Origin of the sequence: Yoonia maritima (assembly GCF_002933395.1) — a bacterium.
Taxonomy (GTDB): domain Bacteria; phylum Pseudomonadota; class Alphaproteobacteria; order Rhodobacterales; family Rhodobacteraceae; genus Yoonia; species Yoonia maritima_A.
This window is the reverse complement of sequence record NZ_PKFN01000009.1, coordinates 115,266-141,580: the sequence shown is the minus strand read 5'-3', so window position 1 is coordinate 141,580 and position 26,315 is coordinate 115,266. Positions and strand designations below refer to the sequence as shown.

The following is a 26,315-nucleotide window of genomic DNA, read 5'->3' as shown; positions in this document are numbered from 1 at the left end:
CCAGAAAGAAATGAACGTGCAATCCTCTAGCGTAATGGCCCCCCCGGCACCGCGCAGCCTTGACGGTATGCTGCTCCCCATGTCGATGATGCGGGATATCTTGCTGAAAACAATGTTCCGTATGAACCTTGACCAAGTTTCCCTGCTAAGCCGGGCAATTTGTTTGCCTGTGCCAGTCACACAAGAGCTGGTCGATATGGCCCGCGGCCAATTGCTTCTTGAAGCGACAGGTACATTGAATGCCAACAGCGGCAACGAAATGGGCTATCAGCTCACTGATGCGGGACGTGCGCGTGCGCTTGATGCGCTAAGCCAGTCCGAATATTATGGTGCCATGCCTGTGCCGCTGGATATTTATCGCGAGCAAATTCAGCGCCAATCCATCCGCAACATTCAAATCACACGCGACCAGCTTTCGACGGCGATGGGGCATCTTGTGCTTCCACCCGATCTTTTGTCCAACCTTGGTCCAGCGGTCAGCGCAGGCCGTTCTATTCTGATGTACGGGCCTCCAGGCAACGGTAAATCTTCGATCTCGAACGGTATTCGCGATGCGTTGGGTGACAAAATCTATGTCCCGCGTGCGATCGAATATTCAGGTCAGGTGATCACGGTTTACGACCCAATCGTTCACTCTGCTGCTGAAGATGACATAGACGACCCAAACAGTCTGCGCCGGACCTCTGGCCGCTTTGATACCCGATATGTGCGCTGTGAACGTCCAACAGTTATTACCGGCGGTGAACTGTCGCTGTCGATGCTCGACCTTGTCTACAACCCAACAGCCCGAACTTACCAAGCGCCTTTGCAGCTTAAGTCCACCGGCGGGATTTTCATCGTGGATGACCTTGGGCGTCAGGCCGAACCACCACAGACACTTGTGAACCGTTGGATTGTTCCGCTCGAAGAAAACAAAGATATTCTGGCCCTGCAATCAGGTGAAAAGTTCGAAGTACCATTCGACACGCTTGTCATCTTCTCCACCAACTTCCACCCGAACGCGATCTTCGATAAAGCGGCTTTGCGTCGTATCTTCTACAAGATCAAAATTGACGGCCCGAACCAAGAAGACTTTCTTAAGATCTTTGCGATGGTCGCGCGTAAACGCAAAATGCCGCTGGATGAAGATACGCTCGTTCACCTGCTGAACGTACGCTACCCTGAAATCGATAATCTATACGCTAACTATCAACCTATTTTCCTGATCGACCAGATGATTTCCATCTGTGAATTCGAAGGCATCCCTAACCAGATGACACCCGAATTGATTGATCGCGCATGGGCGAACATGTTCGTTAAGGAAGAAGACATCGTTCACTAGTAGCATTTTTAATTCCCAAGCAACTGGCTTCCCTTTAACAAAAGGGAAGTCTTTTTCTTTGGGGGGATAAAATGACAGATGTAATTGGGGTTGCCGGGTGTGGCCGCATGGGTGGCCCCATGCTGAAAAGCCTACAAAAAACTGGGTTCAATGCGCGCGGTTTTGACCCCTGCCCTGATGCTGGGGTTGGCACAGATATAGATGCCTTTTGCGATGGCCTTACGACCTTGATTACCGTCGTGCGTGATGCGGCCGAGACGGATGCATTGCTGTTTGACGATCAGTCTGTGGTCCGCCAAGCAAAGGCCCTTAAGACCATTGTCATCAGTTCCACGCTATCACCAAATTACGTCAAATCACTTCGGCACCGCATTCCGGATCGGATCACGTTGATCGATGCGCCCATGTCCGGCGCGCAGGTCCGCGCTCAGGCTGGTACACTCACATTCATGGTCGGCGGTGACCCTACCCGGATCATGTCACTGCTACAGGCCATGGGCCAAGAAATCCATCACATGGGCGACTATGGCGCAGGGATGACAGGCAAGGTGCTGAACAACCTTCTGGCGGCCTCTCATACAGCCATGACGCGGCTTGTCTTGGACTGGGGCGATACACAGGGAGTGGACGAGCAAAAGCTGCTGGCGCTCATCGGAACGGCATCAGGCCAAAACTGGCTTGCCTCTGGATTTGACGAGATTGAATTCGCGCGTGACGGGTTCAGCGATGACAACAGCATCGGCATATTGGCCAAAGACGTGGGTGCCGCCCTTGATATCGCACCTGATATGAACACAGCCCTACCCGAAGCGGTTCAAACGACAATCCGCCAGCTAAAACCGCGGCCCAAACCGTAGGGTGGATTTTAATCCACCCGCCGATGATTAGGCGGTTAGCCCTTCAGGCTCCTTAAGCCCATTGGCACGGCTACATGCGGTCACCGTATTGGCCAGCAAACAGGCAATCGTCATCGGGCCAACGCCACCAGGCACAGGGGTAATCGCGCCTGCCACAGCTGCACAGCTGTCATAATCAACGTCACCGACCAGACGCGTCCCGCCTTCCGGCTTTTCGATCCGGTTGATACCTACATCAATCACTGTGGCGCCGGGTTTGATCCAGTCACCGGGAATCATTTGTGGGCGTCCAACCGCAGCAACTACGATATCAGCCTGACGCACAACAGCGGGCAGATCTTTGGTGCGACTATGCGCAATCGTAACCGTACAGCTATCGCCCAACAGCAGTTGCGCCATCGGTTTGCCCACGATGTTGGACCGGCCAACCACAACGGCATTCAGGCCAGACAAAGATCCAAGGTGATCGCGCAGCATCATTAGACATCCCAGCGGGGTGCATGGCACCATGCTTTTCTGTCCAGTGCCCAGCAGTCCCACGTTCGAGATATGGAAACCATCAACATCTTTAGCTGGGTCGATACTGTTGATCACCAGATCGCTGTCCAGATGATCAGGCAACGGTAGTTGGACCAGAATACCATGAACCGCAGGATCATTGTTCAGCTGATCAATCAGCGCCAAAAGCGCCTCTTCTGATGTGTCGACGTCCAGCTTGTGTTCATAGCTGTTCATGCCGACTTCGGCTGTCATCTTACCCTTTGACCGCACGTAGACTTGGCTCGCGGGATCTTCACCGACCAGTACCACTGCCAATCCGGGGGTGATCCCATGGACCTCTTTCAACCGGGTTACATGTTCGGCCACTTTCCCGCGTACAGTGGCGGCAAAGGCTTTTCCATCGATTACAGTTGCTGTCATTCTATCGTCTTCCCGGCAATGGTTGCGTGTGCAGGCAGCGCAGCCCTACCGCCAAATGCGGTGAGGCGCAAATACCTTGCGTATTCATCTTGAAATTAAGCCGCGATCAAGTGGCGCAATGCCGGTATTCGACGCATAAGTAGCCAGAAACGCCAGCCGATAGCCGTTAGTTTCGGATCAGAAACCTATGGCTGCCATGCGCGTTGGTCTGGCACATGCAGGCGTACGGTATCGCCAACTTTTATCCGACCTTCACGTTCGACCCACGCTGTCACGCCGCGTTTATTCTCAGCGGCAGCTTTAAATTTGCGCCCTGCCCCTGGAAAGTCGTTTTCGATCACCTTGGCAGGCAAATTGCACGGACGGTTTTCCATATCCACGACGATTACAGACCCGTCTGGGAACTGCAGGCGCGAAGACGGTGGTAAATGCGTGAAATCAGGGATGCCCTTCACTACCAAAGATGCCCCAACATAGGCAGGTTCTAGATTATCCAAGCCAATCTCTGCCGCGATCTCGGCCAGTTCTTCGGTCGAAATAACAGACAACTGGCGAACGTTCCGAATCTCTGTCCCACGCGGATGCTGGCTCACGACACGCGAACAGGACGGGCGTGTCAGCCCGCCGTGTTCTTCTCCGGGAATACCTGCAAATGTTAGCTCTGCTTCAGTTTGGCCAGAGGACTTTAGCGATGCATCACGATCAGGCACATGCCCGATCCAAACAACTTCGCCAGTGATTTCGGTGGGTTTCAGCGCGGGCATCGTGAACCTTTCATGTTTGCTTAACAGCAGGCGTAAACCGCCAGAACAGTCGTTCGCAATTCATCATTTGTGAAATGAGGTATCAAGCAAAAACGCCGCCCAGTGATTGGGCGGCGTTTGATCAGTTTATGTTGTTGGTTCGGGCTCTAGCCCGCCTTCTGGGGTCGGCGGCTTTTTCGGCTTTGTTTTTGGAATAGCCGTCACTGATGACGTATCCGTTTTCGCCGCATCACCACCATCCTCATCATCGGTATGGGGTGGATCACCCGCCATCACGCGCTTAATCTCTGCGCCTGTCAGCGTTTCGTATTCCAACAGACCTTGGGCTAGGCGTTCGAACTCGTCATTTTTCTCAATGATGATTTCGCGGGCGCGGTCATAGCCGTCTTGAATGAACTTACGAACCTCTTCTTCGATCAGTTCTTTCGTATGTGCAGACACAGACAGACCAGCAGTGTTACCCTGATAGCCTTCGTGTGCTTCAGCGTAATCAATGTTGCCGATTTTGTCCGACATCCCCCAACGCAGAACCATCGCACGGGCTAATTGGCTGGCCTGTTGGATATCGCCTGCAGGACCGTTGCTGACCTGATCTTCACCATATTTGATGATTTCAGCCGCTTTGCCCGCCATGGTCATGGCCAAACGCTGGTGGCATTCGTCCTTGAACATGTTCAGTCGGTCCATTTCAGGCAGGCTCATCACCATGCCCAACGCACCACCGCGCGGGATAATCGTTGCCTTATAGACCGGGTCACATTTAGGCAGGCTAATCCCCACAATCGCGTGGCCAGCCTCGTGATACGCGGTCATTTCTTTCTGCTCGGCGGTCATGACCATCGAACGGCGCTCTGCACCCATCATGACCTTATCTTTGGCAGATTCGAAATCGACCATCGTCACAAACCGGCGACCAACACGTGCAGCCATCAACGCAGCTTCGTTCACGAGGTTCGCGAGGTCAGCACCGGAAAAGCCCGGTGAACCACGTGCGATAATCCGCAGATCGACATCTGGGCCCAATGGGATTTTGCGTGCGTGCACACCCAGAATCTTCTCGCGGCCTTTGATATCTGGGTTTGGAACGGTGACCTGACGGTCAAAACGACCCGGACGCAGAAGCGCGGGGTCAAGAACATCGCGACGGTTCGTCGCCGCAACGATGATCACACCTTCGTTCGCTTCGAAACCGTCCATTTCAACCAGCAGCTGGTTCAATGTCTGTTCGCGCTCGTCGTTACCACCACCATGGCCAGCGCCACGTGCACGGCCTACGGCGTCGATCTCATCGATGAACACGATACAAGGTGCGTTCTTTTTCGCCTGTTCGAACATGTCGCGCACGCGCGACGCACCAACACCAACAAACATTTCAACAAAATCAGAACCTGAGATTGTAAAGAATGGCACACCCGCTTCGCCGGCAATCGCACGCGCCAAAAGCGTTTTACCAGTACCCGGAGGACCAACAAGCAACGCACCTTTTGGAATTTTACCGCCAAGACGGCTAAATTTTTGCGGGTTACGCAAGAATTCTACGATTTCTTCCAGTTCTTCTTTGGCTTCATCAATGCCCGCAACGTCATCAAATGTGACGCGGCCATTCTTTTCGGTCAGCAGCTTGGCTTTTGATTTGCCAAAGCCCATCGCGCCACCTTTGCCACCGCCCTGCATGCGGTTCATGAAATAAATCCAAACACCAATCAGCAGCACAAATGGAAGCAAGCTAATCAAGAACGACTGGAACAGCGACGTTTCTTGGCTAATCGCCGTAACAGGAACGTCAGCATCGACCAGAAGGTTCGTGATTTCAGCGTCTTCAGGCTTGATTGTCGTAAAAGTAGTTCCGCCAACAACGTAACGTACGCTTTCGCCGTCAATCGTGACTTCCGTTACTTGACCAGCCTCAACAGATTCTACGAACTGCGTATAGTTTTGATTATTGCCACGTGTAGCGGACGGTGTACCGCTGAAGATTTGGAAAAGTCCAAGAACCATCAAAAACAAGACGATCCAAAAGACCATATTTCGCGCGTTGCCCAAGGGGAGCTCCTTTGAAATCGGGGAATGAATGCGACAGAGTCGCGTTCAAGCGTTTCATCTAAAATAGAGGCTAAACCTTAATCTTCAATGCCAAACGCTCTAGAATGGAAATCCGCGGCAATCTGTGCGGTCCAACCATTGCAAAGCCCGGCTAAAGGCGCGGCAATTAACGTGTCTTCGTGCCAAACCGACGGAGATGCCAATAGCGACAGCCGCAAAACACCCGTTTGCCGCCAATCTTTGCAAGCATTCAGCCCGTCACCAAGCGCCTGAAAGCGCAAGTTGTCGCGCATAGGCCCTTCTATACGCCATCGTTTATCCCAAAACTCACCGCGACCAGCCAAAGAACTGGCGGTCGCTGACGCTTCGCGCACAAGGCGCATTCCACCATCAGACAACGGCAGCATGATGCATCCGCCCAAAGTCGCCTGTTTACCGTTCCGTACCTGTGCGACCCGTGCCAGCATATTTTCGAATCGCGGCCGATACGTTTTGGTTGCCATCCACGAGAATGCTTCGGCCATGACGCGACGCGGCAGGTCTTCGGTTTGGAGATCTAGGGCTTCTGGTGCAAACACCAAATCACCCAAATCCTGCGTAACGTAAGTTTGCGCAAACTCATGTGCTGCTTGTTGAAGCGACCGCTGCGCTGCCCGCATATGATCTGCCGTTTGCAGTAACCGCTTGCGCGTGAGCCCAAGAGTTTCAAGCTGCGCATACATTTGACGGGCCCGAACACGGTCAAACCGCGCATCGTCGTTGCTTGGGTCATCGCTCCATTGGATTGCTTGTGAAACAAGCCATTCGCGCAAGGCATCGCGTGATATCCCGAGCAAGGGGCGCAAAACAGTCATGCCATCGCGCTGGTCCAAACCCGACATCGCGATCAACCCATCAACCCCCGAACCACGTGCAAGCCGAAGCAATAGCGTCTCGATCTGATCGTCTTCGGTATGCCCCAGACAAAGCGCGCCTACTCCGGTCTCAACCGCCCAGTTTCGCATCAATTGCCAGCGCCCGTCACGCGCAGCCGCCTGTAGATTACCGGTTCTGTCCCAGGTCCAATCCAAAACTACATGTGGAATGCACAATCGGCTGGCCTGCGCGCTGACCTGTGCAAGTTCAGCAACAGCTTCCGCACGAAGGCCATGGTTAACGGACACCACACGTAACCGTGTCGGGTCAATCATCCGCGCGGCCATGTGCATCATCGCAACCGAATCGCCGCCACCGGACACCGCAAGTCCAATCAAACCATTAGGTACCGCCGTGATATGGCGTTCAAAGGCTTGTCCAAATTGATCTAGCAGGCCAGATTGCTTATCCGCTACTGGCATCCCAAATTCTGCATCGCAAATTGTGCGTCACTGACAGCAGGATCACCAGGAAAGCGAACGTTCACTTCTGCCAGTGTCAGACATGCGTCCTGCGTTTGGCCTATCGCGCCAAGTGATGCGCCCAATTTATAAAGCGCATGTGCAGCCTGCGGTCCGTCAGGGTCGCCTGAAAATGCTTCAAGATATGCGCGCGCAGCTTCGGTTGGCTTTTCAAGCCCCTCTAACGCCTCGCCGCGCAGATAGTTGGCTTCTGGTGCTAGTGGGCTTCCCGGGTAGGTCGTGCCAAAGGTCTCAAACTGGTCCACGGCGCTGCGAAAGTCACGGTTCGCGAGCGCCTCCTGCGCTCGCTGAAAGTCAGTTTGTTCGCCTATAGCCAAAGCAGGCCCGCCCGTGGCGGGGGGCAGGTTTGGTGCGGGGACGTCAGCCCCGTTATCAACACCGCCCAAACTTGGCGTATCGCCCAGTTGGCCAATGTCACAATTGGTTTCCAACTCGCACAGGCGGAATTCGAGATCACCAACCCGATTGGTGCCATCAACGGTGATCCGGTTCACGCGAAACTCTAGCTGTTCCGTCTTAGAGGTCAAACGCTGCAACTCAGCCTCGATCGCATTAAGTCGGTCCAGCGGTGTGTTCCCCACGATCCCAGAATTCAGCCCCCCTGTTGTGGACAATTCACGATGCAATCGCTGCACATCGACGTAAAGAGCAGTCAATTGTTGTCGTATATCCGCAAGCGTCTCTTCCTGCGCGAAGGCAGGGATAGGTGAGAACAAAAGCGCGCAGACAACAACGATACGGTGCAACATGAAAGGTCCTTAGGTCTGGATTAGCTAGTCATAGACGAGAAAGAGAGAACGGTAACCGCACGACGGTTTTTGGCATAACATGCCTCGTTCGAGCAAACTTCGATTGGACGGAGTTTACCATAGCTGATCACCTCAAGCCGGGATGACGGCACGCCACGCGACACAAGGTATTCGCGCACTGCGTTTGCACGCCGCGCACCAAGCGCAAGGTTATATTCGCGCGTGCCTTGCTCGTCGGCATGGCCTTCGACAACGGCGCGATAATCTGCGTTGGTCAACAGCCATTGAACTTGACCGTCCAAAATGCGCTGCCCTTCGGGTGTGAGGGTCGATGTATCCACAGCAAACAACACGCGATCGCCGATGGCTTGGCTAAAATACGCAGGGCTGGTCGGATCACTTGCCGATCCAGCAAGTCCGCCATCAACGCCGGCCCCCGCACCGGCACCGCCTGCGCCAGCAGCACCACCAAGACGGTCTGGATTGGTACAGGCCGCTGTGCCCAATACCAAAAGCAGCATCGTCGCTTTTGTCATCATATTCATCGGTTCAAATCCTGTTTATATCTGCTCGTTTTTGCCAGCATAGCATGGCTTTATCGTTCTGGGAATGTGGCATCTGCTAAGGCTGAAGCGGACCCCATGATGGGTCAGAGGCACCGCCTTGCACAGGAACCGCCTTGAGGTTCCGACCAGAGATGTCCACCGAATAGAGTGATGTTGTTCCGCTTTCCCCTTGGGTTTCGCGGCTAAACATGATCACGCGTCCGTTTGGTGACCATGTCGGACCTTCATCAAGGAAAGACGCGGTCAATAGGCGTTCTTCCGATCCGTCCGTACGCATCACACCAATATGGAAACGACCCGCATTTTGTTTGGTAAACGCTACCAAATCACCCCTTGGGGACCAGACAGGTGTGCCATAGCGGCCCTCCCCAAATGAAATACGGCGCGCTTCGCCGCCATTCGCGGACATGATGTATAACTGCTGAGTGCCCGACCGGTCGCTTTCAAACACGATCTGGCTGCCATCGGGTGACAGGCTGGGTGCTGTTTCAATCGAAGGGGCGGAGGTTAAGCGAACGTATTGGCCTGATGATAGGTCTGAACGGAAAATATCCGTGTTACCACCGTTCGAAAGGCTGTAAATCACCGATCCACCATCGCGTGAAAAACGCGGGCTAAATGCCATTTCGCCCGGTGCAGTCTGCAACTGTTGGCGCCCAACAGTCGCGACATTCAACACATTGATGCGGGGAAAACCACTTTCATAGCTTGTGTAAAGTACGCGGTCACCGTTTGGTGAAAAACGCGGCGCAAGCACAATGCTACTACTGTCAGTCAGATACTGCACGTTTGCGCCGTCGAAATCCATGATTCCAAGGCGCATCTGACGGTTATCTTTTGGACCGCTTTCGGCGACATAAACGACGCGGCTGTCGAAATAACCGCCCTCACCCGTGATCCGGCTATAAACAGCATCCGCAACTTTGTGACCCATCCGACGCCAACCATCAGTTGTGCCGGCGAACTGCAGACCGCCACCGAGCTCCTGCCCAGAGAAAACGTCATACAAACGGAATTTCACTGTCAGTTGGCCACCATTCACCGCGACAGCTCCAATCACCAACGCCTGCGCATTAATTGCCCGCCAGTCAGCAAACTGGACCGGTTGCGAGAATGAAGAAACCTGCGAAATAAACGCGTTCGCCGGAATTTCGCGGAAAAGCCCCGTGCCGGACAAATCCTGCGCGACCAACCGGTTCAGGTCATTCGCCACCTGCGTTGCTTCGGCATTTTCAGCCTGAAACATCGGCGCCGCAAAAGTGATCGGTTCGATCACACCATCTGTGATCGTCAGCCGCAACGGACCATTCTGGGCGGTCACAGGGCCCGCCAACATCAAAGCTACCAAGAGTGTAAGAAGTCTTTTCATCATCTTTGCCTCATTTCGCATGGTCAGGTTTACCCTAATCCGCATTTATCGTTCCTTCATAGCAGGGGTGTGAAAGCTTTTCACCTCACCTACACGTGTTCATCGTTAACGTAGCCGCATTCCGCTGGGGTCAAATGTAATGACAACATCTTTCCATTGGTCGTATTTATCAGCGGGCAATTGATAGCCGCCAGATTGGCACCGCAAAATCGCGCGACGGGCCGCTTCAAACGCTGTATCTGCCGCGCTTTGGTCGCCCTGCGCACTGATAAGCCTTGGCTGACCGACAACCTTACCACTGCGATCCAGTTCAAAACCCACCTCAACAGTGACGCGTGACGCAACTGAACCCGGGTCAACGTTCCAACAGCGGTTGACTGACACACGGAAGCTGTCGCGCTCAGATCCTGTCATCGGCGGACCAGCCTCAACCGCAGGGGCAGAGGGCGCGTCTGCCGCCAAAGCGGCTGCCAAAGCGGCGGCAACGGCGTCATCACTCGGTTCATTCGCGGGTGTTGTCGGCTCGACATCTGGTGTTTCAGCAGTTTGGGTTGGTGTCGCTGGCTCTTCCGCAGGAGGTGCTGGGCGGTTAGGACGTACAACAGGACGCAACGACGTTTCGACCAGTCCTGAAGGTGTTTCATCTTCAATGGCGATTTCTGGTGCAGTCTCCTCTGGCGCCGTTGGCGTCACCTCTTCGGTCACGACTTCAGCCGGGGCCGTTTCGTCAGGAACAACCTCTTCACGCACGACATCATCAATCTGCGTGTCCGGCGGCGGCGGTGTCGACGGGGACGACGCAATACGATCTGCCTGTGTCGGCGCTGGAGGTTCATTCACATCAATGTTGGGCGATGGCGGTGGGGCCGCTGGCTCTGTTGGAGCGACAGGCGGCTCGTCCGTTGCCTCGGTTAGCAATGGTGCGGGTGGCGGTGGAGGAGGCAATTCTTCTACCGGCTGATCGACAGGGTCCGGCGGCGGTGCGGTCTCTGCAGGCTGTTCTTCAACTGGCGGTGGCGGTGGCGTATCATCGATGACCGGCAGTGCTGGCGCAGTTGGTTCAGCACTGCCTGGTTCCGGCGTGCTCGCGGCCACCATCTGTTCAAACTCTTCACCACTGATGACAGACACATCCATAGCATCAAACTTGAGCGGTTCCGTATCGAACCCCCAGCCTAGTACCAACCAGCCAATAAGAACAATATGTCCTGTGGCAGAGATATACGTGCCCGGCGTTTGCATGGCTTAACCGTCTGACCCCGCAAAGGACGGTCCCCCAACATCTGTCACCAGACCAATGTTGGAAAACCCGCCAGCGTTCAAAGCACCCATAATTTCAGCCACGCTGTTCCACTGGTTCGCGCCATCTGCCCGCAGGAAAATACGGTCGCTTGTGCGTTCAGCGGCAATGGCCTGCAATTTAGCAACCAACTCTTCCGGCGACGTTTCGGTTTCTTGAATCATAATAACACCATCGGCAGTGATGGTCACTGTCAGCGGTTCTTCGTCGTCACCGGGCAAAGCATCGGCCGCGGTTTTGGGTAGCTCCACAGGAACACCAACGGTCATCAACGGGGCAGCAACCATAAAGATGATCAAAAGCACCAGCATCACGTCAACAAATGGCGTGATGTTGATTTCTGCCATAGGCTGAACCCGGCTCCCCCGGCGTCGGCGGCGTCTTCCGCCTCCGTCACCTGATTTCATAACACCCGCACCCATGATCAGCTATCCAACTGGCGACTAAGGATCGTCGCAAATTCGTCGGCAAAGGCTTCGTAGCCAGCAACGATACGATCACTATCAGCAGACAGTTTGTTATAGAATATCACAGCAGGAATAGCGGCTAACAGGCCCAAACCCGTAGCCAGCAGCGCCTCGGCGATACCCGGAGCAACGACAGCTAGGTTTGTGTTTTGTGCTTCGGCGATTTCGATAAACGCATTCATGATACCCCAAACGGTCCCGAACAGGCCAACGAATGGTGCCGTAGAACCAACGGTCGCCAACACTGGCAGACCCTTTTGCAGTTTCGCGGCTTCCTTGGCGATCGCGACATCCATGGATCGATCGATCCGGGCGGTCGCCCCGGCGATCAATCCGCCGTCTTGGCGATGCGACCGACGCCATTCCAACATGCCAGCCACGAAAATCTTTTGGCTCGCGCCATCCGGATCGGTCCCGATCTGATCGAACAAACCATCCAAAGGCTCGCCCGACCAGAACTGGCGGTCAAAAACCTCGGCCTCTGCACGCGCTTTGCGGTACTGAATAATCTTGTCCACGATCACGGCCCAGCACCAGATAGATGCGGCGATCAACATGATCATGACGAGTTTTACGGTGATTGTCGCGCGCGCAAATAGCGCCCACATCGTGAAGTCGGTTGCTGCTTCCATTGTGCCTGCTCTGCCTGTAGGCCCGATTTTGGGCTCTGATTACAACCATCGTTAACGCAAGCCGAAATGAAAATCCAATCAAACCCGTATTACAGGGCTGAAATCGACAAAATTAATGTACCGACTGGCGGATCGCCGCCGGAAGGCGGGCCACGGCACCAGCTTCATTCATGCAAATAATCGTCACAAGGGCAGAAAACAGCAGAACGTCCCCCCGTTTCACATCCTGCCTGACGGTCAGGCGAACACCTGTGCGTTCAGCTAGGCTCGTTTCAACGATCAACTCATCGTCAAAATGCGCCGGGGAAAGGTAATTCGCTTCAACACGGCGCACCGCAAAGACAAAGCCATCGGCCTTCATCGCAACCTGATCAATGCCCATTTCACGAACCCATTCACTGCGGGCGCGCTCGATGAACTTCAGGTAATTGGCATAATAGACGATGCCTGCAAGATCAGTGTCTTCGTAATAGACACGGATAGGAAACGTATGGGTCATAGCAACCGCGCACCCAACCGCAACGCATGGCTCGCATCACGCGCCGCGACGGGCATCACCGGGTCATAGGCCGCGCGAATGACGTCACCGATTTCGGGGCGCAAGGCAACTTTGCCTTCAATCATGGCCAATGGCGGCACTTCGGTAAACGCCGTATCGGACCAAAGTAAAATAACCTGCGCGGCTTGTGACAACGCCAACGTATCTGCCGGTGCCCGCGCCATTTGATCATCCATACGCATGAACACAAACGCCGCTTGAATCGCGCCCGCGTCATCAAACCGGAAGATACGGTACTGGTTGGCCTCGGCTGCCTCAAGGCGGGGGACCAGTGTCCCCAACTCCGGCAACAGCTTATCTAAATGCGGAACGTCAAGCAGCTCACGCCAATCCTGACAAAAGAACATCATCAGGTTCGCGCCCAACTCCATGTCGGTCTCGTCCATCTTGTGACCCGCCAATGTTACGACCGCCTCAATCGCGCCCTTAAACACGGCCAAGCTCGCGTCATCGACACCAAAGACCACAGGCACAATTGGGCGTCCCCAACGGGCAAACACATAATCCCCGTCTGACCGGGTAAACAAAGGCGCTACATCATCCATCACTTGCTCTAACTACTCCCCCGCCGGAGGCGTCCCATCTATCAACCAAATAAGTCCGTCTGCGATTTGGGTGGATTCAGCCCCAAATGCGCCCAAGCCGCTTGGGCCAGCATCCGCCCGCGCGGCGTACGTTGGATAAGGCCCTTTTGCAGCAAATACGGCTCGATCACATCTTCCAAACTATCGCGGCTTTCGGACAGCGCAGCAGACATGGTTTCAACCCCAACAGGGCCACCACCATAGCTTTCCGCGATCAAGCGTAAATAGCGGCGGTCGGCATTATCCAACCCCAAATGATCAACCCCCAACCGGGTCAGCGCGCGATCCGCAATTTCCTGCGTTACCGTTCCGTCACCTTCGACGATCGCAAAATCCACAACGCGACGCAGCAAACGCCCAGCAATACGTGGGGTACCGCGTGCGCGGCGGGCGATTTCTCGGGCTCCACCATCTGATGCGGGCGCCCCCATCAAACGTGCACCGCGTGTCACGATCAGATGCAGCTCATCTTCGGTATAAAACTCTAACCGGGTCGGAATGCCGAAACGGTCACGCAACGGAGTGGTTAACAGCCCCATGCGGGTCGTGGCACCCACCAAGGTAAACGGCTGCAATTCAATACGCACGGTCCGTGCGGCGGGCCCTTCACCAATCACCAAATCCAACTCAAAATCTTCGAGGGCTGGATACAGCACCTCTTCGACAGCCGGGTTCAGGCGATGGATTTCATCAATGAACAGCACATCACGCGCTTCGAGGTTGGTTAAGATCGCAGCCAAATCGCCAGCTTTCGCCAACACGGGGCCAGAGGTCATTCGAAAATTCACGCCCAACTCGCGCGCCATGATCTGCGCCAGTGTAGTCTTACCTAAGCCCGGCGGACCATGGAACAACGCGTGGTCCATCGCCTCACCGCGACGGCGGGCGCTTTCGATGAAGACCTTAAGGTTCGCCCGTGCGTCGGCTTGCCCAATAAATTCATCCAAGGTCTGCGGACGCAACGCGCGATCCGCATCTTCGGGCTGGGGTGCTGGGCGTAATGTCGGGTCAGGCTCGTTCATGGATTACCCCTACCCCTTTGGGGCAAGCAGCTTCAAGGCTGCGCGGATCAAAGTCGACGTATCCGCGTCAGGATCGGCGCCTGCGGCTTCGGCGACAGCGCTCGCCGCGTCGCCCGGCGCATAGCCAAGATTCCCAAGCGCCGATAGCGTTTCTGCCTGCGCAGGGTTCGCCTTCTTGGCAGGTGCACGTTTTGCTGCCGCAGGTGTCGGGGCCTCGATTACCTCGTCGCCCAGAGCTTCGGCAACGGTTCCGCCCATCGCCATAATGCCCGGCGCCTTATCCTTCAGATCCAGAATAACCTTTTGCGCCGTTTTCGGGCCGACACCTTTGGCCTTTGCGACTGCATTCCAGTCACCCAATGCGATTGCCCGACTGACACCATCTTCACCCAAGGTACCAAGGATAGATAGCGACGCCTTCGCGCCAATCCCTTGGACGGACATCAACATGCGGTGCCACTCTTTTTCAACAAGCGTCGTAAAACCAAAGAGCTGCAGATTATCCTCACGCACCAACAGATCGGTATAAAGCGCGACCGCCTCGCCATTGCCGGGCAGACCAGCCATGACGCGATCAGAAACATAGACAATGTAACCAATACCACGAACATCGATCAGAACATGATCTGTGCTGCGGTATTCCAAACGACCTGCGATTTTACCTATCATGCGCCTGCCTTTGCTAATGCTTTGGCCAATGTGCCTGCCGATTGCAGATGATGCGAATGGCAGATCGCGATCGCCAATGCATCGGCTGAATCGGCCCCGGCGATTTTCACGCCCGGCAACTGTAGCTTGACCATATGTTCGATTTGATGCTTTTCGGCATGGCCAACACCAACCACCGCCTTTTTAACAGCGTTTGGGGCGTACTCGCCGATGGCCAATCCCGCCTGCGCCGGAACCAGCATCGCAATTCCGCGCGCTTGGCCCAGCTTTAGCGTTCCAACACCATCTTTGTTCACGAATGTCTGCTCTACCGCTGCGGCATCAGGCTGCCACTGGTGGACCACATCAGTAAGTTGCTCATGAAGCGACAAGAGCCGCGCGCCAAGGTCAGCCCCGACTGAATGACAGATTCCATTGGCGATATGTGACAGGCGCGAACCAGACACTTCGATCACGCCCCACCCCATATTTCGCAGACCTGGGTCGATTCCCAATACGCGCATTGCTCGCCTCAATAATTTTATTGTCAAAAATGCGGTAGCACAAAGCGCGAACATAAACCAACCCGATTTGCGATAGCCATGCAAACTGCCCAACGCGCCAGACATAGACGCGTGAAAATCCACTGGAATCAGGCTACTACAAAGGGCCATAAAAAACAGGGCGTTCAGAAGCACATGATTAAATAATAGGCATTCTAAAAACTCATATGAGCTATGCAAAAAAGACACTAGCTCGTATACTAAAAGCACCCTAGATGCCGCTCATCAAGTTAACTCTGCCTCGCAGAACCCGTCTAAGGAATGAGCCAATGGCCAACGTAAACACAAACCTTGCGGCATCCAGCATCCTTGCCGGTCGCGTCGCTTCTTTCTGTCATCAATCTTTGCAAAGCATCGCGCAGTGGAACGATGCGCGCATCACTCGCAAAGCGCTGTCACGTCTTTCAGCACGCGAACTCGAAGATATCGGCCTGACGTTTGGCGATATCAATGCTGTTGCCGCACGCAAGTAACTCGGAACGACCACCGCCACTCACAAATGCGAAAGGCCGCGCCATATTTCGGCGCGGCCTTTTCGTTTTCATGAATTGGAAATGCCTTTATGGCATGATAGTTTTAACTTTATCAGCAATATATATTGTCGCAACATCAGGCTGCATGACCCATGCACCAGCTTGTTCCATCACGCTACCCGCGCTGAGTACCGAAACGCGTTCTTGGTAGGCTTGGTCACCCAAAGACGCGAATAGAAAGCCTTTGAAAACAAATCCCGTCACGACGAGCGCAAGAATCCCTTTTAATGGGAACCGCGGGCGATACGCACGTGGCCGCGCGACAATCAAACCATCTGCGGTGACAGTCTTAACAACACCATGCGACATACGATCATGCCGGCGCACGATACGCTTAAGACGCTTATCGAATGGGACATTAGCTTGTGCCATATCAACACTCCCGAAATAAAATGCTCAGATAAATTCCGAACAACTTCTTCGTCAATCAAAGCGGAAACAAGGCGTTTCGCAATAAATGAGTTACCAAAGGGTTAAAGTGGTGCTTTCTTGCTCATTGTTAGCGTCGTCCAGTCAACAATAACATCTCTTTTGGATAGATTGAACCCATTATCGAGATAAACAGCAATCACCTCATCGGCCTGCTCATTTAAAATCCCCGACAGAATCACTTGCCCTCCAGTTGCAACACTCTTGCCCATCGCAGGGGCGAGCCCGATAAGAGGCCCCTTTAAAATGTTGGCGAAAATCAGATCGTAAGGCGCTGACGCCGCCAGATCAGGTGCATCGAACCCAGCAGCGACAACACAATTTACGCGACCCTCAAGACCGTTTGCTGTCACGTTCGCAGCCGCAACCTCAACCGCTACCGGGTCAATATCGCTGGCCAGTATGAGATCGGGCAGCACTTTGGCGGCAGCCATTGCCAAAACGGCTGTGCCGCATCCGATGTCAGCGACGCGGCCAGTTGTGAAGCCCGATGTGAACAAAGCATCAAACGCGCGCAAGCAGCCAAGCGTCGTTCCGTGGTGCCCAGTGCCAAAGGCCATCGCCGCATCAATCAGCAACGGAATCTTTCCCTGAGGCACTTTGTCGGCGTCATGGCTGCCGTAAACAAAGAACCGCCCAGCCTCGACCGGGGCAAGTTCGCGCTGAACTTTGGACACCCAATCCTGATCCGGGATTTCAGAGATGTTAAATGGCTTAGATTTATGAAGTGCGGAATAAACTGCCAGTGCGCCCGCGTCAGGCTCTTCGACAAAATAGGCTGCGACCTCCCACAGCCCGGAACCGTCTTCGATCTCAAAAACGCCGACGCCTGTCGGCTCTGGAAACAAGTCTTCCAAAGCTTCGGAAAGCGCGTAGGCGGCGTCTTCGCCCATGATTGTCGTCAAAGCCGTGAATGAGGTCATCGCCATCGCCCTTTAAAATTTGCTTCGAGTTAGGCGCTACCTTCATCCACGTCAAGCGAACGCTTTATGCGACGACACCAATCGGACAAGTCACACCGGTTCCGCCAATGCCGCAATACCCGTCTGGGTTCTTGGCAAGGTACTGCTGATGATAGCCTTCAGCAAAGTAGAACACGGGCGCATCCATAATCTCGGTCGTGATGGCGCCATAGCCCGCTTGTGCAAGGCGCGGCGTGAACGCGACCCTTGATGCTTCTGCAGCTGCTTTTTCTTCGGGCGTCACTGTATAGATGCCCGACCGATACTGGGTCCCTGCATCATTGCCTTGGCGCATGCCTTGGGTTGGATCGTGGTTTTCCCAAAACACCTGCAGCAATTGATCATAAGAAATCACGCTCGGGTCAAAGACGATACGCACGACTTCGTTGTGGCCCGTCTTGCCTGTGCAGACTTCTTCATAAGTCGGGTTTGGGGTGTAACCGCCAGCGTATCCAACCATCGTGGAAACGATACCGTCCAGCTGCCAGAAAATACGTTCAACACCCCAAAAGCACCCCATGCCAAACATCGCCACGCCCATACCAGCAGGCGCGGTCGCCATTAGCTGGGTTCCAAAGACAAAATGCGGTTCGACCACGGGCATCGGCGTATCACGCCCGGGCAATGCTGCGTCTTGCGCCACCATGTCGGATTTATCGCGGTTCATGAAGAACATGATCAGTCTCCTCTTCTATTCTGTCAGATATAGAGTGTCCGGAAGGTTATTCTACTCTGCCGGGGCAAGTAATGCGCCTTGAAACACAGTCTCGTGTCCAGGGCCTGGATGACGCGGCACCAAAAGCGCAAGCCCAAACGAAGTCGCAGCCATACAGGCCGCGGTCACAAACACAGCGGCCGGCGACAACAGCCACAGATACCCAAGCCCAGCCGGCAAAAAGACAGCTGCGATATGGTTGATCGTAAACGCAACAGCAGCGGTTGGCGCGATATCTTGTGGGTCGGCGATTTTCTGAAAATACGTCTTAAGCGCTAGTGCCAATGCAAACAGCATGTGGTCAATGACGTACAGTGCCGAGGCGATAATCACGCCCCAACTAAAGAAGTACAATCCGCCGTAAGCAAGGAACACAAGGATCAGGCCAAAGTATTCGAACAACAACGCGCGCCGTTCACCGAACTTAAACACGATCCGCCCCATCAACGGGGCGACGATAATGTTAACGACAAGGTTAATAGTGTAAAGCGCCGTAATTTCATGAACCTTGAAGCCGAATTTCTCGACCATCATAAAGCCTGCGAACACCACAAAGATTTGGCGTCGCGCACCTGCCATGAATTGCATCGCATAATACAGCCAGTACCGCTTGCGCAGAACAAAGGTTTTTAACTGCGGGTGTGGTGCCTCGAACTGCGGATAGGCGAATAGACAAAACAGGGCTACAACGGCCGTGAACCCGCCAGACGCCATATAGACGAAATTATAGCTAAGGTCATAGGTCCGCCACGTCATCACGATCAGGATATAAGCAATAAGCGTTGCACCTGACCCAGCAGCCATGAGCCAGCCAATCGTTTGCGGGGCCTTCTTTTTGTCGATCCACTGTAGCTGTAGCGATTGGTTCACTGTCTCGTAATAGTGAAAACCGATCGACGACAGCATCGTCAGCGTCAGAATTCCGCCCATTGTTGGAAACTGCGCCGTAAGCCCCGTAGCCACGCCAAGCATCACAAGCGCGACCATACCCAACACCTGTTCACGCATGAACATGATGATCGCAATCACACCAATAGCAAAGAAACCCGGAATTTCGCGCACTGTGTGCAGCCAGCCGATGTCGCTGCCGTCAAAGTTAGCGACATCGATAACAAAGTTATTTAACAACGCCGACCACGTCGAAAACGCGACGGGCATGGCCATAGCCATGAGGAATAAAAGGGCCGCAGGCCGACGCCAGAACGGTAAATTATGAGTATCTTCAAGGCGAATTATTTGCATGGCTAAAGCATTACGCCCGTTTTTTGACATTGGCGATACCCTAAGATCGCAGATCGCTTGTGCGACAGCGCGCCACAGGCATGGCAACACGACTATTGATCCACATCAAAGACCTATGCGGTTACCCACTTAAAAGGGACGATGCGAGCAGAACTAAAACCGCTAGGTCATCTTATGTCATCTACCGAGCCACAATCGCTTTATGCCGCGCGTGAACCAATATTTCCGCGCCGCGTCAAAGGGTATTACCGGAACCTTAAGTGGTGGGTGATGGCCTTGACGCTTGGTATTTACTATCTGACGCCGTGGATCAAATGGGACCGCGGCCCCAATCTGCCGGATCAGGCAGTATTGATCGACATGGCGCACCGCCGGTTCTATTTTTTCTGGATCGAAATCTGGCCGCATGAATTCTACTTTGTCGCAGGCCTTTTGATCATGGCAGGCTTGGGCCTGTTTCTATTCACGTCCGCGCTTGGCAGGGTTTGGTGTGGCTATACCTGCCCCCAAACGGTTTGGACTGACCTATTCATTCTTGTCGAACGCTGGATCGAAGGTGACCGCAACGCGCGTGTGCGCCTATGGAAGGCCAAGTGGGATTTTCGCAAATGGCGGCTGCGCGTGACAAAGTGGGCAGTCTGGCTTGTTATTGCGTTGGCCACAGGTGGTGCTTGGGTGTTCTATTTCGCGGACGCGCCGACACTGGCCCGTGACCTCGTGACCTTTCAAGCTCCATCAATCGCGTGGGCAACAATCGCCGTTTTGACCGCAACGACATTTGTTTTTGGCGGGTTCATGCGCGAACAGGTCTGTAACTACATGTGCCCGTGGCCCCGCATTCAGGCCGCAATGATGGACCCCGAAACGCTAACCGTCGCCTACCGCGATTGGCGCGGCGAACCACGCGGTAAAAAGCACGACAACACGACTGGCGATTGCATCGACTGCATGGCCTGCGTCAACGTTTGCCCCGCAGGTATCGACATCCGCGATGGTCAGCAGATGGAGTGCATCACCTGCGCCCTTTGCATCGACGCCTGTGACGACATCATGGCCAAGATCGGCAAGCCGCGCGGGCTGATTGATTACTTAGCGCTATCTGACCAAGAAGCCGAAGCGGCTGGCCAACCTCCAAAACCCATCTGGCAACATGTGCTGCGGTTCCGCACCATGCTCTACACCGGGCTTTGGGCGCTGATTGGGTTTGGCTTGGTCTTTGCATTATTCATTCGTGCCGATATCGAAATGACTGTATCGCCTGTACGAAACCCAACATTCGTAACCCTGTCAGATGGCACAATTCGGAACATCTACGATATTCGCCTGTTGAATAAGAACGGTGAAGATCGTGAATTCCATCTCTCGCTCACATCAGACGAAATCCTGCGGATTGAGCTTGAAGGTACCGTAGAACGCAGCATCACCGTCCCTGCGAACGAGACAATGTTGCAACGCGTCTACGTATCGGCCCGGTCGGGCGATGCCCCTGCGACTGCAGACCGGACGGATCTGCGTTTCTGGGTCGAAGATCTTACGTCGGGCGAACGCGCCCATAAGGACACAATTTTTAACGGAAGGGCTGCACAATGACCCGCGAATTTACCGGATGGCATATGCTTGGGATTATGGTTGTCGCCTTTGGGACGATCATCAGCGTGAACCTCACACTGGCCTATAAGGCGGTGCAAACTTTCCCCGGCTTGGAAACGCGCAATTCCTATGTCGCCAGCCAGTCTTTTGATGCTGATCGCGCGGCCCAAGACGCACTCGGCTGGACCTTAGAGACACATCTGACCCATACGGAACTGACGCTATCCGTCACCGATGCGAATGGCACGTCGATCACGCCAAAGGTCGTCAGTGTCACATTGGGTCGCGCAACCAACGTTGCCCAAGACATGACACCTGACTTCACAATTAAGAACGGCATAATGCACGCAAATGTGGATGCGGGCGCCGGCTATTGGAATTTGCGTTTGGTGCTTGAGGCCGACGACGGCACAGTCTTTCGTCGTCGCATTCAGTTGACTGCGCAATGACACAAGCTGCTGCATGTCCGGCATGTATTGGCATGCCTGAAGGCACGCTTGAAAAGGCGGCCTCTAACGGCAATAGCCAGATCATTTTGTCGTTGCCTGCCATCCATTGCGTGGCCTGCATTAATGGCGTCGAACGTGCGCTGCGCGGCGTGAACGGCGTCGCGAATGCCCGCGTAAACCTGTCGATGAAACGGGTGACGGTAGGGTTGGATCGGCCGATCGCGCCAGAACAGTTAATCGACACTTTGGAATTAGCGGGATTTGAGGCGCGTCTTTTGGACACCTCACTGCTTGGGGCCGACACTGACACATATGGTCGGGGGCTGATGACCCGCATTGCGGTATCCGGCTTTGCGATGATGAACGTTATGTTGCTATCCGTGGCGGTCTGGTCGGGGGCCGTCGGCGCGACCCAACATCTGTTCCACATGATCAGCGCCATGATCGCCCTGCCCGCGCTGATCTATGCGGCACAACCGTTCTTTCACAACGCATGGAGCGCGCTGTCCGTCCGCAAACTGAACATGGACGTTCCGATTTCACTGGCGATCATTTTGGCCGCTGGCATGTCCCTGTTTGAAACCTTTTACGGCGGCGCGCAGGCCTATTTTGACGCAGCATTGTCGCTCACGTTCTTTCTATTGATTGGGCGTTATCTGGATCACCGCAGTCGCAAAGCCGCAGCATCCGCTGCTGCACAGCTTTCAGCGCTTGAGGTGCCGCGCGTCATGCGGCTGCGTGGCGATACACGCGAAATGATCGACTTTGCGGACCTGTCCATTGGCGACCATATCCAAGTCCTGCCCGGCGGTCGTATTCCGGTAGATGGCGTGATTATCGAAGGTTCCAGCCAAATCGACCGATCCCTGCTGACCGGTGAAAGCCGCGCAGCAGAAGCAGGCCCCGACGCAGCGGTCACCGCAGGCGAGGTCAACATGACCGGACCGTTGGTCATTCGTGCGACCACCGTTGGCGAAGATACCACCCTCCGCAAGATGGTCACCATGGTCGATCAGGCCGAGGCAGTCCGAAACCGCTATACCGCCATCGCAGACAGAGCGGCCGCAATCTATGCGCCCGTTGTTCATCTGCTGGCTTTTATCGCGTTCTTGGGTTGGGTTGCCTATTCAGGCGATGTGCGCCTTTCGTTGAATATTGCGGTCGCGGTTCTGATTATCACCTGCCCTTGCGCGCTAGGCCTTGCCGTTCCAGCCGTATCAACAACCGCCGCCGGTCGGCTTTTCCGGGCGGGATTGTTGGTTAAAGAAGGTACAGCCCTAGAACGGTTAGCCGAGGTCGACACCGTGATCTTCGACAAAACCGGGACACTGACCATGCCCGCTGCTGCTAGCGATATGATGGATGAACAGACACAATCCATCGCGCTTGCCATGACGCAAAACGCCACGCACCCAATATCCCAAGCGATCGCTGCCTCGCTTGCTGGCGTGACCGCCGTCGTGATCAGCGACCAGAAAGAACACCCCGGAAAGGGCATCAGCGCACGCTGGAACGGACAAGATGTTCGGCTTGGGTCTGGTGCTTGGCTTGGGACGAAGGCCGGCACTTATATCCAGATTGGCAACCAGCCGCCGCATAAGATCGCGCTTCGTTCAGAACTGCGCGAGGGCGTACGCGAATTAATCCAAGCGTGGCAGAGCGCGGGGCTTTCGCTGCATCTGGTATCAGGCGACGATGCTGAAGAAACGGGCAAGATCGCAGAGACGCTTGGGATCACGCGCTGGCAAGCAAACACCACACCAGCCGACAAGATTGCCTATGTCGAAAGCTTTGCTGGCACAGGCGCAAAGGTGTTGATGGTCGGCGACGGGTTAAACGACACTGGCGCACTGGCCGCCGCGTACGCATCTGTTTCCCCCGCAACCGCTGCAGACGCGTCACGCGCCGCGTCTGACGTGGTCTTGCTAAACGATAGCCTGACGGCGCTTATCGAATTGCCCTTGGTCGCACGGGCGGCAAAGCGGCGGATCGTCGAGAATTTCGCGATTTCAGCAGGCTATAACCTTGTTGCGATTCCGGTCGCGCTGATGGGGTTTGCGACCCCATTGCTTGCGGCTATTGCAATGTCCGCTTCGTCAATCACAGTATTGCTGAATGCGCTACGACTGCGAGGGCGGGCATGAATATTCTGGTCATCTTGATCCCGGTATCTTTGGTCCTTGGCGGGCTTGGACTGATCGCCTTTTTGTGGAGCCTGCGTAGCGATCAATACGAAGACCTAGAAGGCGATGCTTGGCGGATTTTGTCAGAGGATGAAGACACGCCACGCGAGTAGGTTTCAGGCACCTAAAAGCCTTTTGAAATAAGAAAAAGCACCTCTCTTTTAGAAAACATCGCGATTACTGGACAGTACTGTTGACTCGGCTCGGAACCGTGCCTAACTAAGCTGCGTTATCACTCGAACATAGTGAGTGCTAACATGGGAGAAACACGAACTGGAGAAGTTCTGAAATGGCATTTACACCACTTCACGACCGCGTGCTCGTTCGTCGCATTGAAGGCGACGAAAAGACTGTTGGCGGCTTGATCATTCCTGACAGCGCTAAAGAAAAGCCTGCTGAAGGCGAAGTCGTTAGCACTGGCGAAGGCGCACGCAAAGACAGCGGTGAGCTGATTGCAATGGCTGTTAAGGCTGGCGACAAAGTGCTGTTCGGCAAATGGTCTGGCACTGAAGTCAAGATCGACGGCGAAGACCTGTTGATCATGAAAGAAAGCGACATCCTCGGAATTCTTTAATTCCGTAGGTCGGTGGGTTGAAACCCACCCAACGCATGTCACGCAATTAGAAATTTAAGGAGCACATGAAAATGGCTGCTAAGGACGTCAAATTCGATACCGATGCCCGCGACAAGATGCTGAAAGGCGTCAACATCCTGGCTAACGCGGTAAAAGTAACACTGGGCCCAAAAGGCCGTAACGTTGTTCTGGATAAATCCTTCGGCGCACCGCGCATCACCAAAGACGGTGTATCGGTTGCCAAAGAAATCGAACTGGAAGACAAGTTCGAAAACATGGGCGCACAGATGGTCAAGGAAGTTGCTTCCCGGACCAACGACGAAGCTGGTGACGGCACAACAACCGCAACAGTTCTGGCCCAAGCCATCGTTAAAGAAGGCATGAAGTCGGTTGCTGCCGGCATGAACCCAATGGACCTGAAGCGCGGCATCGACATGGCAACAGCCAAAGTTGTTGAAGCGATCAAAGCAGCTGCACGCCCTGTCAACGACAGCGACGAAGTTGCACAAGTTGGTACAATCTCTGCAAACGGTGAAGCTGAAATCGGTCGCCAGATCGCAGACGCTATGCAGCGCGTCGGCAACGAAGGCGTTATCACTGTTGAAGAAAACAAAGGTCTGGAAACAGAAACCGATGTTGTTGAAGGTATGCAGTTCGACCGCGGTTACCTGTCACCTTACTTTGTGACCAACACAGAGAAAATGACAACAGAGCTGGAAGACGCAATCATCCTGCTGCACGAAAAGAAACTTTCGTCGCTGCAGCCAATGGTTCCTCTGCTCGAGTCTGTGATTCAGTCTGGCAAGCCTTTGCTGATCATCGCTGAAGATGTTGAAGGCGAAGCGCTGGCAACTCTCGTAGTTAACAAACTGCGCGGCGGCCTGAAAATTGCTGCTGTTAAAGCACCTGGTTTCGGCGATCGCCGCAAAGCAATGCTGCAAGACATCGCGATCCTGACTGGCGGCCAAGTGATTTCCGAAGACCTCGGCATGAAGCTTGAGAACGTTACAATCGACATGCTTGGTTCTGCTAAGCGCGTTGCAATCACTAAAGACGAAACAACAATCGTCGATGGTGCTGGCGACAAAGCTGAGATCGAAGCACGCGTATCCCAGATCCGCGGCCAGATCGAAGAAACAACTTCTGATTACGACCGTGAAAAACTGCAAGAACGCGTTGCCAAACTGGCTGGCGGTGTTGCTGTTATCCGCGTCGGCGGCATGTCCGAAGTGGAAGTTAAAGAACGCAAAGACCGCGTTGACGACGCTCTGAACGCGACACGCGCTGCTGTTCAAGAAGGCGTTGTTGTTGGTGGTGGTGTTGCTCTGATCCAAGGCGGCAAAGCGCTTGACGGTCTTACAGGTGCTAACTCTGACCAAGACGTTGGTATCTCGATTGTTCGTAAAGCTATCGAAGCCCCACTGCGTCAGATCGCTGAAAACTCCGGCGTCGACGGTTCTGTCGTTGCTGGCAAAATCCGCGAAAGCGACGACAAAGCATTCGGCTTTAACGCACAGACAGAAGAATATGGCGACATGTTCAAGTTCGGCGTTATCGACCCTGCAAAAGTTGTGCGCACTGCCCTGCAAGACGCAGCATCTGTTGCTGGCCTGCTGATCACAACCGAAGCTATGGTTGCTGACAAGCCGTCCAAAGACGGTGGCGCTGCTGGCGGCGGCATGCCCGACATGGGTGGCATGGGCGGCATGATGTAAGCAGAATTTCCGCAAGGAAATTCGGCTCAGACTGCAAAGCGGCAATCGTTTCCTAAGAAACGATGAGAGCTTTGAAGTCTATCTGCCAAACAATGCGACGATACAATAAGGGCGGTCCGGTTTCGGGCCGCCCTTTCCATTTGTCCCATTGAAACGCGGAT

28 protein-coding genes are annotated in these 26,315 nt (G+C 54.4%); 9 read left to right on the top strand and 19 right to left on the bottom strand.

What is annotated here, in order from left to right; all coding sequences use genetic code 11:
• Nucleotides 1-10 precede the first annotated feature (10 nt).
• Both CYQ09_RS11855 and CYQ09_RS11850 read left to right on the top strand, forming a co-directional pair.
• On the top strand, nt 11-1,321 hold the full coding sequence (locus tag CYQ09_RS11855; RefSeq protein WP_106745876.1) for an ATPase: 1,311 nt from the start codon (nt 11-13) through the stop codon (nt 1,319-1,321).
• 71 nt (nt 1,322-1,392) lie between these two features.
• Nucleotides 1,393-2,178, top strand: coding sequence for an NAD(P)-dependent oxidoreductase (locus CYQ09_RS11850; protein ID WP_106745618.1), 786 nt, complete (start codon nt 1,393-1,395; stop codon nt 2,176-2,178).
• A 27-nt stretch (nt 2,179-2,205) separates the two neighbouring features.
• Here CYQ09_RS11850 and folD read toward each other — a convergent pair whose 3' ends face one another.
• The 15 genes from folD to ruvC all read right to left on the bottom strand — a co-directional run bounded on the left by folD (nt 2,206) and on the right by ruvC (nt 15,723).
• Nucleotides 2,206-3,099 (bottom strand): bifunctional methylenetetrahydrofolate dehydrogenase/methenyltetrahydrofolate cyclohydrolase FolD, encoded by an 894-nt coding sequence (gene folD, locus CYQ09_RS11845; protein ID WP_106745617.1) that lies wholly within the window; start codon nt 3,097-3,099, stop codon nt 2,206-2,208.
• A gap of 185 nt (nt 3,100-3,284) precedes the next feature.
• Nucleotides 3,285-3,863 (bottom strand): MOSC domain-containing protein, encoded by a 579-nt coding sequence (locus CYQ09_RS11840; protein WP_106745616.1) that lies wholly within the window; start codon nt 3,861-3,863, stop codon nt 3,285-3,287.
• A gap of 126 nt (nt 3,864-3,989) precedes the next feature.
• Nucleotides 3,990-5,906: an ATP-dependent zinc metalloprotease FtsH gene (gene ftsH, locus CYQ09_RS11835; RefSeq protein WP_106745615.1), complete on the bottom strand. Its 1,917-nt coding sequence runs from the start codon at nt 5,904-5,906 to the stop codon at nt 3,990-3,992.
• A 77-nt stretch (nt 5,907-5,983) separates the two neighbouring features.
• Nucleotides 5,984-7,243 (bottom strand): tRNA lysidine(34) synthetase TilS, encoded by a 1,260-nt coding sequence (tilS, locus tag CYQ09_RS11830; RefSeq protein ID WP_106745614.1) that lies wholly within the window; start codon nt 7,241-7,243, stop codon nt 5,984-5,986.
• Nucleotides 7,234-8,052 carry a tol-pal system protein YbgF gene (ybgF, locus tag CYQ09_RS11825; protein WP_106745613.1) on the bottom strand — a complete coding sequence of 273 codons (819 nt, stop codon included), beginning with the start codon at nt 8,050-8,052 and terminating at the stop codon, nt 7,234-7,236. The genes tilS and ybgF overlap by 10 nt, the downstream gene beginning before the upstream one ends.
• Nucleotides 8,053-8,072: 20 nt before the next feature.
• A complete protein-coding gene (gene pal / locus CYQ09_RS11820) occupies nt 8,073-8,597 on the bottom strand; it encodes a peptidoglycan-associated lipoprotein Pal (RefSeq protein WP_106745612.1) in 525 nt (174 codons plus the stop codon).
• Between the two features lie 76 nt (nt 8,598-8,673).
• Complete coding sequence (gene tolB, locus CYQ09_RS11815; RefSeq protein WP_430383345.1) at nt 8,674-9,990, bottom strand: Tol-Pal system beta propeller repeat protein TolB; 1,317 nt, start codon at nt 9,988-9,990, stop codon at nt 8,674-8,676.
• Between the two features lie 102 nt (nt 9,991-10,092).
• Entirely contained in the window at nt 10,093-11,229 is a 1,137-nt protein-coding gene (locus CYQ09_RS11810) for an energy transducer TonB (RefSeq protein ID WP_106745611.1), read from the bottom strand.
• A gap of 3 nt (nt 11,230-11,232) precedes the next feature.
• The gene (locus CYQ09_RS11805; RefSeq protein ID WP_106745610.1) at nt 11,233-11,709 is read right to left on the bottom strand and encodes an ExbD/TolR family protein; all 477 of its coding nucleotides are present in this window, start codon (nt 11,707-11,709) and stop codon (nt 11,233-11,235) included.
• A 2-nt stretch (nt 11,710-11,711) separates the two neighbouring features.
• Nucleotides 11,712-12,386 (bottom strand): protein TolQ, encoded by a 675-nt coding sequence (tolQ, locus tag CYQ09_RS11800; protein WP_204353943.1) that lies wholly within the window; start codon nt 12,384-12,386, stop codon nt 11,712-11,714.
• A gap of 112 nt (nt 12,387-12,498) precedes the next feature.
• Nucleotides 12,499-12,885 carry a tol-pal system-associated acyl-CoA thioesterase gene (ybgC, locus tag CYQ09_RS11795; RefSeq protein WP_106745609.1) on the bottom strand — a complete coding sequence of 129 codons (387 nt, stop codon included), beginning with the start codon at nt 12,883-12,885 and terminating at the stop codon, nt 12,499-12,501.
• A complete protein-coding gene (locus CYQ09_RS11790) occupies nt 12,882-13,490 on the bottom strand; it encodes a hypothetical protein (RefSeq protein ID WP_106745608.1) in 609 nt (202 codons plus the stop codon). Before CYQ09_RS11790 ends, ybgC begins: the two co-directional genes overlap by 4 nt.
• Nucleotides 13,491-13,531: 41 nt before the next feature.
• Nucleotides 13,532-14,551: a Holliday junction branch migration DNA helicase RuvB gene (gene ruvB, locus CYQ09_RS11785; RefSeq protein WP_106745607.1), complete on the bottom strand. Its 1,020-nt coding sequence runs from the start codon at nt 14,549-14,551 to the stop codon at nt 13,532-13,534.
• 9 nt (nt 14,552-14,560) lie between these two features.
• Complete coding sequence (gene ruvA, locus CYQ09_RS11780; RefSeq protein ID WP_106745606.1) at nt 14,561-15,220, bottom strand: Holliday junction branch migration protein RuvA; 660 nt, start codon at nt 15,218-15,220, stop codon at nt 14,561-14,563.
• Nucleotides 15,217-15,723: a crossover junction endodeoxyribonuclease RuvC gene (gene ruvC / locus CYQ09_RS11775; RefSeq protein ID WP_106745874.1), complete on the bottom strand. Its 507-nt coding sequence runs from the start codon at nt 15,721-15,723 to the stop codon at nt 15,217-15,219. The genes ruvA and ruvC overlap by 4 nt, the downstream gene beginning before the upstream one ends.
• 308 nt (nt 15,724-16,031) lie before the next feature.
• Between ruvC and CYQ09_RS11770 the strand changes: the two genes are divergently transcribed.
• A complete protein-coding gene (locus tag CYQ09_RS11770) occupies nt 16,032-16,235 on the top strand; it encodes a DUF1127 domain-containing protein (protein ID WP_106745605.1) in 204 nt (67 codons plus the stop codon).
• 87 nt (nt 16,236-16,322) lie between these two features.
• Here the strand turns inward: CYQ09_RS11770 and CYQ09_RS11765 are convergent, their stop codons facing one another.
• From CYQ09_RS11765 to CYQ09_RS11750, 4 genes are all read right to left on the bottom strand, one after another.
• A complete protein-coding gene (locus CYQ09_RS11765) occupies nt 16,323-16,667 on the bottom strand; it encodes a hypothetical protein (protein WP_106745604.1) in 345 nt (114 codons plus the stop codon).
• Nucleotides 16,668-16,768: 101 nt separating this feature from the next.
• Complete coding sequence (locus tag CYQ09_RS11760) at nt 16,769-17,647, bottom strand: 50S ribosomal protein L11 methyltransferase (protein ID WP_106745873.1); 879 nt, start codon at nt 17,645-17,647, stop codon at nt 16,769-16,771.
• 64 nt (nt 17,648-17,711) lie between these two features.
• Nucleotides 17,712-18,362: a peptide-methionine (S)-S-oxide reductase MsrA gene (gene msrA, locus CYQ09_RS11755; RefSeq protein ID WP_106745603.1), complete on the bottom strand. Its 651-nt coding sequence runs from the start codon at nt 18,360-18,362 to the stop codon at nt 17,712-17,714.
• A gap of 51 nt (nt 18,363-18,413) precedes the next feature.
• The gene (locus CYQ09_RS11750) at nt 18,414-19,643 is read right to left on the bottom strand and encodes an MFS transporter (RefSeq protein ID WP_106745872.1); all 1,230 of its coding nucleotides are present in this window, start codon (nt 19,641-19,643) and stop codon (nt 18,414-18,416) included.
• 174 nt (nt 19,644-19,817) lie between these two features.
• Between CYQ09_RS11750 and ccoG the strand changes: the two genes are divergently transcribed.
• The 6 genes from ccoG (at nt 19,818) to groL (ending at nt 26,154) form a co-directional block, all read left to right on the top strand.
• Nucleotides 19,818-21,233 (top strand): cytochrome c oxidase accessory protein CcoG, encoded by a 1,416-nt coding sequence (ccoG, locus tag CYQ09_RS11745; protein ID WP_106745871.1) that lies wholly within the window; start codon nt 19,818-19,820, stop codon nt 21,231-21,233.
• On the top strand, nt 21,230-21,682 hold the full coding sequence (locus tag CYQ09_RS11740) for a FixH family protein (RefSeq protein ID WP_106745602.1): 453 nt from the start codon (nt 21,230-21,232) through the stop codon (nt 21,680-21,682). The genes ccoG and CYQ09_RS11740 overlap by 4 nt, the downstream gene beginning before the upstream one ends.
• The gene (locus CYQ09_RS11735) at nt 21,679-23,826 is read left to right on the top strand and encodes a heavy metal translocating P-type ATPase (protein ID WP_106745601.1); all 2,148 of its coding nucleotides are present in this window, start codon (nt 21,679-21,681) and stop codon (nt 23,824-23,826) included. The genes CYQ09_RS11740 and CYQ09_RS11735 overlap by 4 nt, the downstream gene beginning before the upstream one ends.
• On the top strand, nt 23,823-23,978 hold the full coding sequence (gene ccoS / locus CYQ09_RS11730) for a cbb3-type cytochrome oxidase assembly protein CcoS (protein WP_106745600.1): 156 nt from the start codon (nt 23,823-23,825) through the stop codon (nt 23,976-23,978). Before CYQ09_RS11735 ends, ccoS begins: the two co-directional genes overlap by 4 nt.
• A gap of 176 nt (nt 23,979-24,154) precedes the next feature.
• Complete coding sequence (locus CYQ09_RS11725; RefSeq protein ID WP_106358097.1) at nt 24,155-24,439, top strand: co-chaperone GroES; 285 nt, start codon at nt 24,155-24,157, stop codon at nt 24,437-24,439.
• Between the two features lie 71 nt (nt 24,440-24,510).
• Entirely contained in the window at nt 24,511-26,154 is a 1,644-nt protein-coding gene (gene groL / locus CYQ09_RS11720; RefSeq protein ID WP_106745870.1) for a chaperonin GroEL, read from the top strand.
• Nucleotides 26,155-26,315 lie beyond the last annotated feature (161 nt).

Excerpts from the sequence above, each read along its gene's own strand:
- CYQ09_RS11855 (WP_106745876.1), top strand. The coding sequence starts at position 11 with ATGAACGTGCAATCCTCTAGCGTAATGGCCCCCCCGGCACCGCGCAGC.
- CYQ09_RS11850 (WP_106745618.1), top strand. The coding sequence starts at position 1,393 with ATGACAGATGTAATTGGGGTTGCCGGGTGTGGCCGCATGGGTGGCCCC.
- folD (WP_106745617.1), bottom strand. The coding sequence starts at position 3,099 with ATGACAGCAACTGTAATCGATGGAAAAGCCTTTGCCGCCACTGTACGC.
- CYQ09_RS11840 (WP_106745616.1), bottom strand. The coding sequence starts at position 3,863 with ATGCCCGCGCTGAAACCCACCGAAATCACTGGCGAAGTTGTTTGGATC.
- tilS (WP_106745614.1), bottom strand. The coding sequence starts at position 7,243 with ATGCCAGTAGCGGATAAGCAATCTGGCCTGCTAGATCAATTTGGACAA.
- ybgF (WP_106745613.1), bottom strand. The coding sequence starts at position 8,052 with ATGTTGCACCGTATCGTTGTTGTCTGCGCGCTTTTGTTCTCACCTATC.
- pal (WP_106745612.1), bottom strand. The coding sequence starts at position 8,597 with ATGAATATGATGACAAAAGCGACGATGCTGCTTTTGGTATTGGGCACA.
- tolB (WP_430383345.1), bottom strand. The coding sequence starts at position 9,990 with ATGATGAAAAGACTTCTTACACTCTTGGTAGCTTTGATGTTGGCGGGC.
- CYQ09_RS11810 (WP_106745611.1), bottom strand. The coding sequence starts at position 11,229 with ATGCAAACGCCGGGCACGTATATCTCTGCCACAGGACATATTGTTCTT.
- CYQ09_RS11805 (WP_106745610.1), bottom strand. The coding sequence starts at position 11,709 with ATGGGTGCGGGTGTTATGAAATCAGGTGACGGAGGCGGAAGACGCCGC.
- tolQ (WP_204353943.1), bottom strand. The coding sequence starts at position 12,386 with ATGGAAGCAGCAACCGACTTCACGATGTGGGCGCTATTTGCGCGCGCG.
- ybgC (WP_106745609.1), bottom strand. The coding sequence starts at position 12,885 with ATGACCCATACGTTTCCTATCCGTGTCTATTACGAAGACACTGATCTT.
- CYQ09_RS11790 (WP_106745608.1), bottom strand. The coding sequence starts at position 13,490 with ATGGATGATGTAGCGCCTTTGTTTACCCGGTCAGACGGGGATTATGTG.
- ruvB (WP_106745607.1), bottom strand. The coding sequence starts at position 14,551 with ATGAACGAGCCTGACCCGACATTACGCCCAGCACCCCAGCCCGAAGAT.
- ruvA (WP_106745606.1), bottom strand. The coding sequence starts at position 15,220 with ATGATAGGTAAAATCGCAGGTCGTTTGGAATACCGCAGCACAGATCAT.
- ruvC (WP_106745874.1), bottom strand. The coding sequence starts at position 15,723 with ATGCGCGTATTGGGAATCGACCCAGGTCTGCGAAATATGGGGTGGGGC.
- CYQ09_RS11770 (WP_106745605.1), top strand. The coding sequence starts at position 16,032 with ATGGCCAACGTAAACACAAACCTTGCGGCATCCAGCATCCTTGCCGGT.
- CYQ09_RS11765 (WP_106745604.1), bottom strand. The coding sequence starts at position 16,667 with ATGGCACAAGCTAATGTCCCATTCGATAAGCGTCTTAAGCGTATCGTG.
- CYQ09_RS11760 (WP_106745873.1), bottom strand. The coding sequence starts at position 17,647 with ATGACCTCATTCACGGCTTTGACGACAATCATGGGCGAAGACGCCGCC.
- msrA (WP_106745603.1), bottom strand. The coding sequence starts at position 18,362 with ATGTTCTTCATGAACCGCGATAAATCCGACATGGTGGCGCAAGACGCA.
- CYQ09_RS11750 (WP_106745872.1), bottom strand. The coding sequence starts at position 19,643 with ATGCAAATAATTCGCCTTGAAGATACTCATAATTTACCGTTCTGGCGT.
- ccoG (WP_106745871.1), top strand. The coding sequence starts at position 19,818 with ATGTCATCTACCGAGCCACAATCGCTTTATGCCGCGCGTGAACCAATA.
- CYQ09_RS11740 (WP_106745602.1), top strand. The coding sequence starts at position 21,230 with ATGACCCGCGAATTTACCGGATGGCATATGCTTGGGATTATGGTTGTC.
- CYQ09_RS11735 (WP_106745601.1), top strand. The coding sequence starts at position 21,679 with ATGACACAAGCTGCTGCATGTCCGGCATGTATTGGCATGCCTGAAGGC.
- ccoS (WP_106745600.1), top strand. The coding sequence starts at position 23,823 with ATGAATATTCTGGTCATCTTGATCCCGGTATCTTTGGTCCTTGGCGGG.
- CYQ09_RS11725 (WP_106358097.1), top strand. The coding sequence starts at position 24,155 with ATGGCATTTACACCACTTCACGACCGCGTGCTCGTTCGTCGCATTGAA.
- groL (WP_106745870.1), top strand. The coding sequence starts at position 24,511 with ATGGCTGCTAAGGACGTCAAATTCGATACCGATGCCCGCGACAAGATG.